This window comes from Pseudomonas sp. WT-JTC (genome assembly GCF_056711565.1).
This window is the reverse complement of record NZ_CM160042.1, coordinates 2,994,123-3,008,575: the sequence shown is the minus strand read 5'-3', so window position 1 is coordinate 3,008,575 and position 14,453 is coordinate 2,994,123. Positions and strand designations below refer to the sequence as shown.

Below are 14,453 nucleotides of genomic sequence, written 5' to 3'. Positions count from 1 at the left end.
TTCCTCGTTCGTTTCAGCACCCCTTCAGATCACTGCGTGGCCACCTTGGCGGGCTTTTCATCCTGCTGACGGATGGTCTGTAGCTGATACTGCGGATCGGCGGTGATCTGTTGCTCGGTGAACGGCAATACGCTCAATTGCTTGTTCGAAAACGCCTGGGTCTGGTCCCGGGAATACTTCGACGCCGGGTCGCTCGATAACGAAAACGCCAACAACCCTTTGGCCTGTGGCCCCTGCTCGTCAAAGGTCACCACCTGCAAGTAGCTGGTGCCGCTGACCACTTCACGCTTGCCGTCGGACCTTGGCACGCTCTGGATCGCGTTATAGATCCCCAGCATGCCCGGCCCGCCGTGAATCGGTGTTTGCTGGCTACCGCTGCTGACCACCTGGATATCGCCCCAGCGGCTGTCTGGTTTGAGACCAGCAGCGCTGACTTGTTCGACCGAGGCCAGCATCGCCGCCCGCAGCGCCTGCGCCACGTTCGGACGATCGACCGCCAGGCCACGCGGGGTGTGTTGCGGGTCTAGCGGATCGAACGCCACGCGCCAGACATCAGGGACCGGCTCCAAGGCCTCCATGACATTCTGGAAGTGGACAAAGCCAAGGCCACTGTTCAGGTTTGCCGTGCGATCCCACGTTTTGAGGCTGGCACACAGTGGCGTGAGCGCTTTTGCGTCGGCACCGAGATTTTTCGCGCAAAACTGCAGCAGATCAGGCATCACTAGAGCGGCCTGATAAACCTGATCGTCCATGACCATGTGTTGCAAGTCCGCCGGCGCGACCTTGGCCAGCGTATGCAAGCGATCCAGCGCAAAACGCGAACGCAATCCCAATGGCTGGCTGTCCTGGCTGATCAATGGCGAGTAGCCGGTCAGTGGTTGTGCCGGGTTGGCCAGCCACGCCGAATCGTTGGAGTGCTGGACAAAATCCTTGCGCAGCAACTGCGGTAGTTTGTCCGAGGCATAGATGCCGGCCTGCGCGGCCAGCGGGTCGATGTCCCAGGCACAGGCACTGTTGGAACCGTCGAGGATGATCATCTGCAGGCCGATCCGCGGATCGCTGCACTGGGCGAGCTTGGCAGCACTGACGTTGGGCACCACCGACAGGTTCATGTACAGCGTCTGCCCCTGATCGTCCGCCGCCAGCGTGTTGACCCAAGGAATCCCCTGGATCTTGTGCACCGAGTCCTGGAAATCCTTGAGGTTGTCAGCGCGGTTCATTGCGTACCACTGTTGCAGCACGCGGTCGTTATCCAGGTTGGCATCGCGCAGGCTGTAGGCGTACCGGTGGTCCCAATCCAGCTTTCCTGGCCATTGCACCACCGGGCCGAACTTCGAGCTGTAGATCACACGGGAAACCGCCTGGACCTGCCCGTCCGCCTGTTTGACGTTGACGGTCAGGGTTTGCTTGTCCATTGGCAGGGACTGGCCGTCGAGCAGGTAACGGGTCGAATCCTTGGGGTCGAGTTGCAGACGGTACAGCGTGAAGTGCCTGGAGGAATCCACGGTGTGGGTCCAGGCCAGATGTTGATTGAAACCGATGTTGATCACCGGCAGGCCGGGCAACGCCGCGCCCATCACGTCCAGTTTGCCGGGAATGGTCAGGTGCATCTGATAAAAACGCATGCCGCCCACCCACGGAAAGTGCGGATTGGCCAGCAACATGCCGCGCCCGTTGAAAGAACGCTCGCTGCCGACCGCGACGGCGTTGCTGCCCCGGTCCAGGGCAAAGCGCTGCATCCGCGTGGCGGCCACCTGGAAATCGGCGTTTGACGCCAGAGTGACCGCCTCAGGCGGCGCGGCTCCGGCCAGGGCCTCGGCAAATTGCCCGACTCCGCCCTCGACCAGCAGGCGCCGGGTCAATTTCACCAGATCCATCGTCGTGATATCCCGCACCCAGTCGCCCTGGCATTGCGCCGGCAAACCCTGTGCGCGACGTTCGGCCAGCGAACGGTTATACCCCGCCACGTAACCCTCAATGAGTTCGCGGACCTGCGGAATTTGCGCCTGCCAGAAACCGGCCACGGCCTGTGGTGTATTCAACCAGGTGAAAAACACATCACTGACCCGGTTCTCCCGCTCTTCGACGGTGAATTGATCCGGTCCGAAATACCGTGAGCGCTCACCATTGACCGTAGCGATCTCGTTAGCCAGCAGGCACAGGTTGTCCTGGGCGTAGGCATAGCCGATGCCGTAGCCGAGCCCGCGCTCGTTGTCGGCACGGATGTGCGGCACGCCGAAACCGGTTCGTCGGATGTCCGCGCTCGTTTGCGCAGGCGAACCGCTCGCGCTCGCAGCAAGGCTCAGCCCCAGGCTCAACCCCAGTGTCACACCCGCCAGGCTCAACCTGGCTAACTGGCTGGAAATAATCACGCTCGCTCCTGATCGAAAAAACGATGGCCACTGCTGCGCATACCCGCACGCACCGTGCCTCCCTGTAGGGACGAAGCTCACACCAGAAATTTAGGGTTTTACCGCGCATTGGCGCAAGGACTGACAGGTTGATCACGCGGTGGCGACAAAATTTCTACATTCGAGCCTTCATGATTTGCGCTGCTCATACGTCTAGTCATGTAAGAGCGCCCACTTTTTCCTGATCAGGCTCTGAAAAGGAGTTTTTGCAATGTACAACTCGCGACTGCCAACGGACGGTAGCAACGCGCCAAAGGGTGCTTCCATGGGAGTTGGCGTATTCGAGCCGCGTAGCGATCGCCACGGCAACGAGCGCATCAGGATCCTGCTCAAAAGCTATGGCCTGCGCACCAGCCTGATCCGCCTGAAAGTCATCGATGCCTTGCTGGCAGCCGCCGAAAGCGACCGCAGCCTTGGCGTACGCGGCGTGCACAGCCAATTGCTGGACCTGGATATTCCATTGTCCTTTCTCAGCGTGCGTGAAGTGCTAAAGCGCTTGTGCAGCGAAGGCGTGATTGTCCTCAACCCCGACAAAAGCTACAGCCTGCACCCTCAGGCTGCCGCCATCCTGCGCAACCCGTGATCGAATGATCAGGGCTTGACCTTGCGGCGCATCACGCCATTGATGACCACCACGACCACCGCCACGCCTATGGCGATGTACTGGAACATTTTTTCGCTGATGACACCGGTATTCTGCAACCAGGAAAGGCCAAACATGATCCCCAGTACCACCAGGGAGATCAGAATCGAGTATTTCAAACGTTGCGACTGAGTCATTGCGGGTTCCTGAATCTGAAAAATGTATCCGGTTTGTATCGACATGCATGCCAGGCGCTTACCCTGTTTCGGGAATGACCTGCTATAAGCGCGGTCTCATGTTACAGCCGATGAAGATTTTTAGCTTCATTACGGCGATAACATGAGGATTTCCAAAATGTTGCGTCGAATCACACTGCTGATTCCACTGTTTGCCCTCCTGACCCTGAGCGGTTGCATTATTTACCCCCATGGGGGCCGGCACCACGATCACTACTACGGCCATGGCGGACCGGGTTACTACCAACATCGTTAACGGCGGCTCAATGTCCCGAGTCCTTTCTGTAAAAGTCATTGCCAGGCTGGGCACACAGCTCTACCAGCCAATCGACAAACACCCGCACCCGCCGGGATAACTGGCGGTGCGGCGGATAAAGCGCCGTCATCGGCATGCCCGGTGGCGGCACTTGCTTGAGCACTTCACACAAACGTCCCTCCGCCAGTTGCCGCGCCACATGGTAGTACGGCGTCTGCACCAGACCATATCCGGCCTCGCACGCCGCCAGATAGCCATCGGCACTGTTGACCGCCACCTGCTTGGGCAGGTCGAGCGACTGCACCTGGCCATCCACGACAAACTCCAGCCCATAGCGTTTTCCGCTGCTGCTGGAGAAGTACTCGACCACCTGATGCCCGCGCAGGTCATCCAGGGAACGAGGCGTTCCGTGCCGCTGCAGATAATCAGGGCTGGCACAGGTCACCTGATCCATCATCACCAGCGGCCGCGCCACCAACGAATCGTCCAGCGTCGAGCCACCGCGCAACACGCAATCGACACCTTCGCGAATCAGGTCGACCGGCCGGTCATTCAAGCCGATTTCCAGCTCGATCAAGGGATAGCGGGCGGTGAATTGCGGCAGCGCCGGGATCACCACCAGGCGCCCCACTCCCGCCGGCATGTCCACGCGCAACAGCCCCTTGGGATTGTGCCGTGCTGCACTGAACACCGCTTCGGTCTCTTCAAGATCCGCCAGCAAGCGTACGCAACGTGGGTAATAGGCCGCACCGTCGAGCGTCAGGCTGATCTGCCGCGTGGTGCGTTGCAACAGTTGCACCCCCAGATGCGCCTCCAGTTGCTTGATCAGGATGGTTACCGAGGCCCGGGGCAATTGCAGGCTGTCGGCGGCCCTGGCAAAGCCACCCAGCTCGACGATTCGGGTAAAGACGCGCATGGCATTGAAACGGTCCATTGCTGGCTCCACCGGCAGATTGTTTAGATTTAACGAATAGTGATAGCCGTTTTAGCCGGTTTATCTTGTTTCTGTCGAGATGAACAATGGCGATTCACTTCACAGGGAGCTGATTTCATGCACACACGTCAATTGGGAAAAAACGGTCCGCAGGTTTCGGCCATCGGCCTGGGTTGCATGGGTATGACCGATTTCTATACCACCGGCACGGACACCCGCGAAGCCACCGCCACCCTGCATCGCGCGCTGGAACTGGGCGTCAACCTGCTCGATACCGCTGATATGTACGGCCCGCACAGCAATGAAGAACTGATTGGCAAGGCCATTGCCGGCAAGCGCGACCAGGTGTTCCTGGCCAGCAAGTTCGGTATCGTCCGCGACCCGGCGAACCCCGGCGCCCGGGGCGTCAACGGTCGGCCGGAATACATTCGCCAGTCCATCGACGGCAGCTTGAAACGCCTCGGCGTGGATACCCTTGACCTGTATTACCAGCACCGCATCGACCCGCAGGTGGCCATTGAAGAAACCGTTGGCGCCATGGCCGATCTGGTCAGTGCCGGCAAAGTCCGTTATCTGGGATTGAGCGAGGCCTCGGTGACGACACTGGAACGGGCGCACAAGGTTCATCCGATCAGTGCGTTGCAAAGTGAATATTCGCTGTGGAGCCGCGATCAGGAAGAAAACGGTTGCCTGGCAGCCTGCCAGCGCCTGGGCGTCGCCTTTGTGCCTTATAGCCCGTTGGGCCGGGGGTTTCTGACCGGCGCATTGAAAAGTCCGGATGATTTCGCCGCAGACGATTACCGCCGTTTCAGCCCGCGCTTCCAGGGCGAAAACTTCGCGAAGAACCTGCTGCTGGTGCAGCAAGTGCAGGCCCTGGCGGCGGAAAAAGGCGTGACGGCGGGCCAACTGGCGCTGGCGTGGGTGCTGGCCCAGGGTGATTACCTGATTCCGATTCCCGGCACCAAGCAACGTAAATACCTGGAAGAAAACGTGGCCGCACTGCAGGTGACGCTGAGCGCCGAAGAGCTGCACGCGCTGGAGTCGGTCTTTGCGGCTAATGCCACCGCTGGCCTGCGTTATCCGGAGGAAGTCATGAAGCTGCTCGACCGGTAAGGGTCACCGGCCCGTTCGATGAATCGGGCGGGCCGGGTAACACGGCTTCAGGCCTTGGCCGGGAGACCATTGCACCTGACGATTTTGTAATGTGCCCCTCATCTGCCTGACAGCGTTGATCTACCATCATCGAACGGCGGATCTTTGTAGTACTTCGAAACACTCCTTGAATGCCTGACCGGGAAAAATGGTCAGAATGCGTTTTTTGCCCGTTAGCCGAGACGAATCCCATGCGAAACCCTCTGCGTCTGATCGCCCTGAGCGCCCTGTTCATTTCTTCCCTGGCCCAGGCCGCCGACCTCATTCCGATCGAGGTTCATCGCGACGCCAATTGTGGTTGCTGCAAAAAGTGGATCACCCACCTGGAGGCCAATGGCTTCAAGGTCGAAGACCACGTCGAAGCCAACATGAGTGAGTTCAAGCAACAGCACGGTGTACCGCCGCGCCTGGCGTCGTGCCACACCGCATTGATCAATGGCAAATTCGTCGAAGGTCATGTCCCGGCCGATCAGGTCCTGGCCTTGAGCAAGCGCGACGATCTGCTCGGTGTCGCCGCCCCCGGCATGCCCATGGGGTCGCCCGGCATGGAAATGGATGGCATGAGCGATGCCTATCAGGTCATTGGCCTGAAAAAGGACGGCACTGACGTGGTGGTTGCGGACTACCCCGCCCATTGATGTCCGGCGCATACCTCGGGCTGTTTTTCGCCGCATTCGGCGCCGCCACGCTGGTGCCGTTGCAATCCGAAGCCGTGCTGGTCGCACTGCTGCTCAGCGATCGGTATTGGCTCTGGGCGCTGCTGGCAGTGGCAACGCTGGGCAACGTCCTGGGGTCGCTGCTTAACTGGTGGCTGGGGCGCGGGATCGAGCGGTTCCGCGACCGGCGCTGGTTTCCGGTGAGCCCCCGACATCTGGAAAAAGCCCGGTTTCATTACCAACGCTACGGCCATTGGTCATTACTGCTCAGTTGGCTACCGGTGATCGGCGATCCGCTGACGCTGGTCGCCGGGGTCATGCGCGAGCCACCGGGGCGGTTCCTGCTGATCGTCACCCTGGCCAAAGGCGCCCGTTATGGTGTACTGGCCGTGGCGACATTGGGCTGGATGGGTTGAACCATCAAGGGCGGCGATTGCCTGTGCTTAATGTCGCCCTAATCGAGCCGATCCAGCATCGGCGGATTTTCCATGGAGTTGCCCCATGTCACGCCCCTTCTCCCGCTGGCTATCCGGCCTGTTGCTGACCGCCGCACTGCCCGCCATCGCCCAAGCCGAAGGACCGGCATACGGTCCCGAACTCCAGGGTTTCGACTATCCGTACACCCTCAAGCACTTTGCGTTCGAATCCCAGGGCCAGTCCCTGCAAATGGGTTACATGGACGTCGCCGCCCACGGTAAGGCCAATGGTCGCAGCGTGGTGCTGATGCACGGCAAGAATTTCTGCGGCGCCACCTGGGACAGTTCGATCAAAGCCCTCAGCGACGCCGGCTATCGGGTCATCGCCCCGGATCAGATCGGCTTCTGCACCTCCAGCAAACCGGCGCACTATCAGTACAGCTTCCAGCAACTGGCGACGAACACCCAGCAATTGCTCAAGGCGCTGGGCATCCAGAAAGCCACCCTGCTGGGGCATTCCACCGGCGGCATGCTCGCCACTCGCTATGCCTTGCAATACCCCGAACAAGTTGAGCAACTGGCGCTGGTCAACCCTATCGGCCTGGAGGACTGGAAAGCCCTCGGTGTGCCCTATCGCACGGTTGATCAATGGTACGAACGCGAACTCAAACTCAGCGCCGACGGTATCCGCAACTACGAACGCAGCACGTATTACGGCGGCCGCTGGAAACCTGAATTCGATCGCTGGGTCGAGATGCTCGCCGGCCTGAACAAAGGCCCGGGGCATACGCAAGTCGCGTGGAACTCGGCGCTGATCTACGACATGATCTTCACCCAGCCGGTGTACTACGAATTCCACAACCTGCGGATGCCGACCCTGCTGTTGATCGGAACGTCCGATACCACCGCCATCGGCAGTGACATCGCCCCTCCCGAGGTCAAGGCGAAGATCGGGCACTACGACGTCCTCGGCAAACAGGTGGCCAGGCTGATTCCCCAGTCCACGCTGGTCGAATTCCCTGGCATGGGCCACGCGCCACAGATGGAACAACCGGCACAATTCCACCAGGCCCTGCTCGCCTGGCTGAACAAGAGCAACCCCGTGCGTTGAAGAGGAAAGGCTGATGCCTGTACAGATTGCAGTGCTTGATGATTGGCAGGATGTGGCGCGGGACGTGGTGGACTGGTCGGCGCTGGACAGCGTCGGCCAGGTGAGCTTTCTCCATGACTACCCCACCGATAACCCATCCCTGGCCGAGCGCCTGGCCGGGTTTGAGGTGATTTGCGTAATGCGCGAACGCACCCGCTTCGATGAAGACCTGCTGCGCCGCCTGCCTAAGCTCAAACTGCTGGTGACCGGCGGCATGCGCAACGCCGCGCTTGACCTGAAAGCCGCCGCCGCACTGGGCATTCAGGTCTGCGGCACCGACAGCTACAAACACGCCGCACCGGAACTGACCTGGGCGCTGATCATGGCCGCAACCCGCAACCTGGTGGTCGAAGCCAATGCCTTGCGCGCCGGCCAGTGGCAACAAGGCCTGGGTGGCGACCTGCATGGCAAGACGCTGGCGATCCTCGGTCTGGGCAGCATCGGCCAGCGCGTCGCGCAGTTCGGCCAGGTGTTCGGCATGCGCGTCATTGCCTGGAGTGAAAACCTCACCGCCGAACGTGCGGCGCAAGTCGGTGTGACCTATGTCAGCAAGCAGGAACTGTTCGAACAGGCCGACGTGTTGTCGGTGCACCTGGTGCTCAGCGACCGCAGTCGAGGCCTGGTGGACGCGCAAGCACTGGGCTGGATGAAGCCCACGGCGCTGCTGGTAAACACCGCTCGCGGGCCGATTGTCGATGAAGCGGCCTTGATCAAGGCACTGCAGAAACAGCGGCTGGCTGGTGCCGCTCTGGACGTCTTCGAACACGAGCCCCTGCCCGCCCACCACCCGTTCAGGACGCTGGACAACGTGCTGGCAACACCCCATGTCGGGTACGTGAGCCAACAGAACTACCAGCTGTTTTTCTCGCAAATGATCGAGGACATCCAGGCCTGGTCTGCCGGCTCCCCCATTCGTTTGCTGGGCTGATCGCGCGCCAACGTTCATCGTCGAAACACCGCCCGGATGTTTTGCTCGACGAAAATCCCATGTGGGAGCGGGCTTGCTCGCGAAGAGGCCGTAACATTCAACATCATCATTGACTGGTACACCGCCTTCGCGAGCAAGCCCGCTCCCACAGGGATCTTCAGCGCACACAAAGCTGCGCAAGGCTCAAAACCATGCCTGCGCCCCGATATGAGCTTTCCTTGAAAATACCGCCAGTACGTAATGAATAATTGTTCTTGCTGCGGTGTTCTCATGACATCAACCGTGAACATAAGATTGCCGGGGGCAGACAGCCCCCTTCAATTGTTCAAGCCGTTGGCTGTTTCGACCTTGCGCTGCATCCGGCGGGCGCGACCTGATCTGAAACGCATGAACCTGTGGAGCCAAGCCCATGAGTATTCGTTTTGCTGTTCTGATGACCCCGCTGTTGCTGACCGTTGCGTTGTCCGGCACTCTCGCCCTGGCCAACGGTGGCGGCGGCGGTGACGAGCCTCCCCCCAGACCCCATTGCCCGAAAGGTCAGGTGCTCGATACCCGATCGCAGCGCTGCGTCAGGCAGACCAGCAACCTGGTGCCTGACGAAGACCGCACCAACTATGCCTATCAACTGGCCAAGGACGGGCGTTACGAAGAAGCCCTGGCCCTGCTTGACACACTGAAACAGCCAAATACGGCAAAGGCGTTGAACTATCGCGGTTACGCCACGCGTAAACTGGGACGTACCGACGAAGGCATCGGTTATTACCTGCAATCGGTAAAACTCGACCCGCAATACGCGCAAGTCCGTGAATACCTCGGCGAGGCCTATGTGGTCAAAGGCCGGCTGGACCTTGCACAGGAGCAACTGCAGCAGATCAAAGCCATCTGCGGCAATACCCGGTGCGAGGAGTACCAGGACCTGGCCGAAGTCATCAACGATTCATCGAAAACCTGACAACCCGAGCGGACGGAGGTCGCCATCGCCAGCGATCAGACAATACGAACGGAACTGTACCAGCACCTGGCGCGTTTATGGCGCTACGGCCTGCTGCTGTCCCGACAACGGCATGTCGCCGATGACCTGGTACAGGCCACCTGCGTGCGGGCGCTTGAGCGGGCCGGACAATACGAGCAGGGAACGCGCATGGACCGCTGGCTGCTGAGCATTCTGCATTCGATCTGGCTCAACGAAGTCCGCGCCCAACGGGTGCGTCAAGGTCAGGGCTGGGTGGATGCCGATCAGGCCTTGTCGTTCGATGGAGAATCCGTGGCGCAGACCCACGTGTTGGCGGCACAGGTCATCCGGCGCGTCGATGCATTGCCCGAGGCCCAGCGCGAAACCGTGTTTCTCGCCTACGTCGAAGGGTTGTCCTACCGCGAAGTCGCCGATGTGCTGCAAGTGCCCATCGGCACGGTCATGAGTCGCCTTGCCACCGCTCGTGCGAAATTGGCCGAATACCCACCGTTGCACTCGGTGCCCAACCCTAACCGAGGAGAACATTGATGAGCGCAAGACCCTCGGACGAACAACTGGTGGCGTACCTCGACAACCAACTCGATGCCGAGCAGCGCTCGCGCATCGACGCGGCCATCATCGCCGACCCTATGCTCGGCCTGCGTCTGCAATGGCTGAATCGCAGTAGCCTGCCGTTCAAGGAAGCCTACGATGAACTGGCCCGGCAGGCCCCGGTGGATCGCCTGCAGGCCATGCTCGCAACGCTGCCCTCTCCGGTCCGCCCTGCGCTCAATCGACGCTGGTTCCTTGCCGCGGCGGCCGGACTGTTGGCCGGCGGCGTGTTGGCGGACCGTTTGTTCCTCGGCTGGCAAGCGAGCCAGAAGACACACAACTGGCGCGGCCTGGTGGCCGATTACATGGCGCTCTACGTGCCGGAAACCCTGGACCATTTACCCGCTGATGAAGCCAGCCAACGGGCACAGCTGCGGACCATCGATGCGCGCCTGGGCCTTGACCTCGCACCGGCAAAACTGAGCCTGCCCCGTGCCGAGTTCAAGCGTGCGCAAATCCTCGAGTACGACGGTGCGCCCATCGCCCAGATCACCTACCTCGATCCGGCGCACGGCCCCATGGCGCTGTGCGTCACCCGCTCCAACAGCGGCAGCCGCCATTTCGCCCGGGAACAGCGGCGCGAGCTGAACATCGTGTATTGGGCAGACATGGAACACGCCTGGATGCTGATCGGGCATCAGTCGATGACGGATCTGGAGGAGATGGCCAAGCTGTTGCGCAGTCGGCTGAGCGCTTGATAGTCGTTTTTTTCACCTGGACGCATCAGGCCGAAGGCGGCAACCACAAGCGAAACCTCGCCCCGCCCAGCGGCGAGGCTTCCACCGTCAGCGTGCCACCCTGGACCTCCAGCGCGCGGCGGCTGATCGCCAGACCCAGTCCGAAACCACCCGTGGCGCGGTCGCGGCTGCGGTCGAGGCGGTAGAACGGCTCGAAAATCCGCTCGCGCTCGTCATCCGGAATGCCGATGCCGTCATCGTCGACCCAGATCTCACAGCCGCCGGCGTGCACCTGCACACCGATCTGAATACGCTTCTCGCAATAGCGCAGGGCGTTGCGCAGCAGGTTTTGCAAGGCACGGGCGGTCAGGCGCGGGTCCAGGCTGAAGCGTTCGAGCTGGCCGTGCAGCAGCACGTCGATGACAATTTCCGGGGAGTCCATTTCTTCGTCGACGCTGCCAAGGATGCTGTCGATGAATTCATCCAGCGACACCTCGACCTGCTCCGTCAGCCGCGCCGGGTTTTGCAGGCGACTGTAGGACAGCAGCTCCAACACCAACTCATCGAGCTCCCGGATGTGCGCCACCAGGCTTTGCAAGCGCTCGCGGCTGGCCGCCGGCAAGTCATCGGACAGCGCCAGCGCCAGGCCGAAGTCCAGGCGCGTCAGCGGCGTGCGCAACTCGTGGGACACCGCATTGAGCAAATCCCGCTGCTGGTTGAGCAGGTTCTCGATATCGCCGGCCATGGTGTCGAACACACTGGCCAGGCTGCCGATGTTGGAATTCGGGGAAATTTGCGTGCGTTCGCTCAAGTGGCCCTTGCCAAAGCGTTCGGCCGCGCCCTTGAGGCGTTCCAGGTCACGCCAGTGCGGGCGCAGCCACAGCAACAGGCAGGCGAGCATGGTCGCGCCGATCAGGACGTTGATGCTCCAGTACAACAGGTTGACGTCCAGCGGATCCGGGGGCACGACCATTTGCACCACGGTGCGCTCATTCAGCGGCGCGACCGCCAGCGTGCGCCAGCCCCAGTCGCCCACGCGCACGACGTTCTCGCCACGGCGCAAGCGCTGCTGTTCATCAGGCGTCAGGCTGCTGTCGTCATTGTCACTGAGCACAATGTGCAGTGGATTGAAGTCCTTGTCCATTTCAGCGGCCAGGGCCGGCCACTGTTCGGCCGGGGCCGCGTGAAACTGTTTGACGATCAGCGTTTGCAGCCCACGGGAGTAATCGAGGTTGTAGGTGACAAAGCGTTCGTGGAACACCTTGATCACCAGATCCGGCACCAGGTAGATCGCCGCGCTGAACGAAACGATGGTCACCAGGTACAGACGAAAGAGGATTCTGAACATCGGCTCAACATTCCCACTCGGAACGACTGAACAGGTAGCCTTTGCCCCACACAGTCTTGATCTTGCGCGCCTCGCCGGCGTGGTCGTCGAATTTGCGCCGCAACTTGGAAATCGCCACGTCCACCGAACGGTCGGTGCCGTTGAATTCGATGCCGCGCAGGCGCTGCAGGATCTGGTCGCGGCTCAACACCTCACCGGCATGCCGGGCCAGCACCACCAGCAGGTTGTATTCGCCGCTGGACAGTTCCACCAATTGCCCGCGCCAGGTCACGGTGCGTTCGGACAAATCGATGCACAGGTTACCCATCAGAATGCGGTCATTGGCGGTCTGCGGCTCGCTGAGGCTGCTGCGGCGCAACAAGGTCCGCACCCGGGCCAGCAGCACCCGCGGTTCGCACGGCTTGGTGACGTAGTCGTCGGCGCCCATTTCCAGGCCCAGTACCTGGTCGTGGCTGTCGTCGCGGGCGGTGAGCATCAGGATCGGCAAGGTCGCCGAATCGGCGCGCAGCAGGCGACAGACCTGCAAGCCGTCGAGGCCGGGCAGCATCAGGTCGAGGATCACCAGGTCCGGCGGATTGAGCCGCGCACGTTCGCGCACCTGATCACCGCGACCGATCACGCTGACGGAATAACCGTTGCGCTCCAGGTAGCTGGCAATCAGTTCGGCGAGGGCGGTGTCGTCTTCGACCAGGAGGATGTTGGGCATGGGGTGTTTCCAGAAAGAGCCGTGGCGCCTGTACCGGCCTCTTCGCGGGCAAGCCCGCTCCCACAGGGGACCGCATTTCAATGTGGGAGCGGGCTTGCCCGCGAAGGCGGCCTGACAGACGCAATAAAATTCAAGGACTGAAGGATATACGCCCTCACTCGTCCCTGAGTAAAACCCTTACACAATTTCACACAGCACCAACAAAGCTTCACCGCTAACCTCGCTGGCGCCCAGTAGGATGCCGGGAGTCTTTATTGGGGTATGACATGTCGAAAAATCTGCTTGCCAGGCTCAGCCTGATTGCGCTTGCGATGACACTGGGCGCGTGTGACAAGTCCTCGAACGCCGAGGAACAGGCGCCGCTGGCCACGGTTCGCATCGAAACCATCGAAGCGCAGCCACTGACCATCAGCAGCGAACTGAGCGGACGGATTGCCGCCCCGCGCATCGCTGAAGTGCGTGCCCGGGTCGCCGGCGTGGTCTTGCAACGGACCTTCCGTGAAGGCAGTGACGTGAAACAGGGTGATGTCCTGTTCCGCATCGACCCGGCGCCGTTCAAGGCTGACCTGGACAGTGCCGAAGCGGCGTTGCGCAAGGCCGAAGCCAACGCGTTCCAGGCCAGATTGCAGGAGCAACGCTACGCCCAGTTGATCGACGACAAGGCCATCAGCGGCCAGGACTACGACAACGCCCGGGCCAACGCACGGCAGACCGCCGCCGACGTTGCTGCCAGCAAGGCTGCGGTGGAGCGCGCCCGGTTGAACCTTGGCTACGCCACCGTCACCGCACCGATTTCCGGGCGTATCGGTCGGGCGCTGGTCACCGAAGGCGCGTTGGTCGGGCAAAACGAAACCACTGCGCTGGCGCTGATCCAGCAACTGAACCCGATTCATGCCGACCTGACCCAGTCCACCCGCGAACTCAACGAACTGCGCCGAGCCTTCCGTTCCGGGCAGTTGCAGCAAGTCGGCCAGGACCAGGCCAAGGCCACGCTGATTCAGGATGACGGCAGCCTCTACCCGTTACCTGGCAAAATGCTGTTCAGCGACATCACCGTCGACCCGGGCACCGGCCAGATCATCCTGCGCAGCGAGTTCCCCAACCCCGACCTCGACTTGCTGCCCGGCAGTTTCGTGCGCGTTCGCCTGGAACAAGCGGTCAACCAGCAGGGCATCAGCGTGCCGCAACGTGCCGTCCAGCGCGACAGCGCCGGCGTCGCCCAGGTGCTGCTGCTCGACGCCGAACAGCGCGTCGGGCAGCAACCGGTCGAACTGGGTGCCGTGCAGAACGATCGCTGGATCGTCACCAGCGGCCTGAAGGCAGGCGACCGCATCGTCATCGAAGGCCTGCAGCACGCCCGCCCCGGCGAGAAAGTGCAGATCGACGACACCCCTCTTCCACTTGCCCAGGTGACTGGTCAGTAAGCAGGACGCTTT

General features: G+C 61.3%; 16 protein-coding genes. 11 read left to right on the top strand and 5 right to left on the bottom strand.

Annotated features, from left to right (window positions below; all coding sequences use genetic code 11):
* Positions 1 to 29: 29 nt before the first annotated feature.
* Complete coding sequence (gene pvdQ, locus AC06G5_RS13840; RefSeq protein WP_480459694.1) at positions 30 to 2,372, bottom strand: bifunctional acylase PvdQ; 2,343 nt, start codon at positions 2,370 to 2,372, stop codon at positions 30 to 32.
* 250 nt (positions 2,373 to 2,622) lie between these two features.
* Between pvdQ and AC06G5_RS13835 the strand changes: the two genes are divergently transcribed.
* Complete coding sequence (locus AC06G5_RS13835; RefSeq protein ID WP_413425677.1) at positions 2,623 to 2,994, top strand: fe2+ zn2+ uptake regulation protein; 372 nt, start codon at positions 2,623 to 2,625, stop codon at positions 2,992 to 2,994.
* 8 nt (positions 2,995 to 3,002) lie between these two features.
* Here the strand turns inward: AC06G5_RS13835 and AC06G5_RS13830 are convergent, their stop codons facing one another.
* On the bottom strand, positions 3,003 to 3,191 hold the full coding sequence (locus AC06G5_RS13830; RefSeq protein ID WP_413425675.1) for a hypothetical protein: 189 nt from the start codon (positions 3,189 to 3,191) through the stop codon (positions 3,003 to 3,005).
* A gap of 157 nt (positions 3,192 to 3,348) precedes the next feature.
* On the opposite strand from AC06G5_RS13830, the gene AC06G5_RS13825 reads away from it, so the two are divergent.
* A complete protein-coding gene (locus AC06G5_RS13825) occupies positions 3,349 to 3,486 on the top strand; it encodes a hypothetical protein (protein WP_413425673.1) in 138 nt (45 codons plus the stop codon).
* A 7-nt stretch (positions 3,487 to 3,493) separates the two neighbouring features.
* On the opposite strand, the gene AC06G5_RS13820 is transcribed toward AC06G5_RS13825, so the two are convergent.
* Positions 3,494 to 4,420 (bottom strand): LysR family transcriptional regulator, encoded by a 927-nt coding sequence (locus tag AC06G5_RS13820; protein WP_480459693.1) that lies wholly within the window; start codon positions 4,418 to 4,420, stop codon positions 3,494 to 3,496.
* A gap of 117 nt (positions 4,421 to 4,537) precedes the next feature.
* Here AC06G5_RS13820 and AC06G5_RS13815 point away from each other — a divergent pair, with 117 nt between their 5' ends.
* The 8 genes from AC06G5_RS13815 (at position 4,538) to AC06G5_RS13780 (ending at position 10,984) form a co-directional block, all read left to right on the top strand.
* On the top strand, positions 4,538 to 5,533 hold the full coding sequence (locus tag AC06G5_RS13815) for an aldo/keto reductase (RefSeq protein WP_413425669.1): 996 nt from the start codon (positions 4,538 to 4,540) through the stop codon (positions 5,531 to 5,533).
* Positions 5,534 to 5,763: 230 nt separating this feature from the next.
* Positions 5,764 to 6,210: a DUF411 domain-containing protein gene (locus AC06G5_RS13810; RefSeq protein ID WP_413425667.1), complete on the top strand. Its 447-nt coding sequence runs from the start codon at positions 5,764 to 5,766 to the stop codon at positions 6,208 to 6,210.
* Positions 6,210 to 6,644 (top strand): YqaA family protein, encoded by a 435-nt coding sequence (locus AC06G5_RS13805; protein ID WP_480459691.1) that lies wholly within the window; start codon positions 6,210 to 6,212, stop codon positions 6,642 to 6,644. Before AC06G5_RS13810 ends, AC06G5_RS13805 begins: the two co-directional genes overlap by 1 nt.
* 85 nt (positions 6,645 to 6,729) lie before the next feature.
* On the top strand, positions 6,730 to 7,755 hold the full coding sequence (locus AC06G5_RS13800) for an alpha/beta fold hydrolase (protein WP_480459690.1): 1,026 nt from the start codon (positions 6,730 to 6,732) through the stop codon (positions 7,753 to 7,755).
* A 13-nt stretch (positions 7,756 to 7,768) separates the two neighbouring features.
* Positions 7,769 to 8,722, top strand: coding sequence for a D-2-hydroxyacid dehydrogenase family protein (locus AC06G5_RS13795; RefSeq protein ID WP_413425661.1), 954 nt, complete (start codon positions 7,769 to 7,771; stop codon positions 8,720 to 8,722).
* 409 nt (positions 8,723 to 9,131) lie between these two features.
* Positions 9,132 to 9,674, top strand: coding sequence for a tetratricopeptide repeat protein (locus AC06G5_RS13790; RefSeq protein ID WP_480459688.1), 543 nt, complete (start codon positions 9,132 to 9,134; stop codon positions 9,672 to 9,674).
* Positions 9,675 to 9,740: 66 nt separating this feature from the next.
* A complete protein-coding gene (locus tag AC06G5_RS13785; protein WP_413425701.1) occupies positions 9,741 to 10,223 on the top strand; it encodes an RNA polymerase sigma factor in 483 nt (160 codons plus the stop codon).
* Positions 10,223 to 10,984: an anti-sigma factor family protein gene (locus AC06G5_RS13780; protein WP_413425657.1), complete on the top strand. Its 762-nt coding sequence runs from the start codon at positions 10,223 to 10,225 to the stop codon at positions 10,982 to 10,984. The genes AC06G5_RS13785 and AC06G5_RS13780 overlap by 1 nt, the downstream gene beginning before the upstream one ends.
* Positions 10,985 to 11,009: 25 nt before the next feature.
* Here AC06G5_RS13780 and AC06G5_RS13775 read toward each other — a convergent pair whose 3' ends face one another.
* Together AC06G5_RS13775 and AC06G5_RS13770 are read right to left on the bottom strand one after the other, a co-directional pair.
* Positions 11,010 to 12,311 carry an ATP-binding protein gene (locus tag AC06G5_RS13775; protein WP_413425655.1) on the bottom strand — a complete coding sequence of 434 codons (1,302 nt, stop codon included), beginning with the start codon at positions 12,309 to 12,311 and terminating at the stop codon, positions 11,010 to 11,012.
* Positions 12,312 to 12,315: 4 nt separating this feature from the next.
* Positions 12,316 to 13,017: a response regulator gene (locus AC06G5_RS13770; RefSeq protein ID WP_223502649.1), complete on the bottom strand. Its 702-nt coding sequence runs from the start codon at positions 13,015 to 13,017 to the stop codon at positions 12,316 to 12,318.
* 266 nt (positions 13,018 to 13,283) lie between these two features.
* On the opposite strand from AC06G5_RS13770, the gene AC06G5_RS13765 reads away from it, so the two are divergent.
* Entirely contained in the window at positions 13,284 to 14,441 is a 1,158-nt protein-coding gene (locus tag AC06G5_RS13765) for an efflux RND transporter periplasmic adaptor subunit (protein WP_413704936.1), read from the top strand.
* Positions 14,442 to 14,453: the final 12 nt, after the last annotated feature.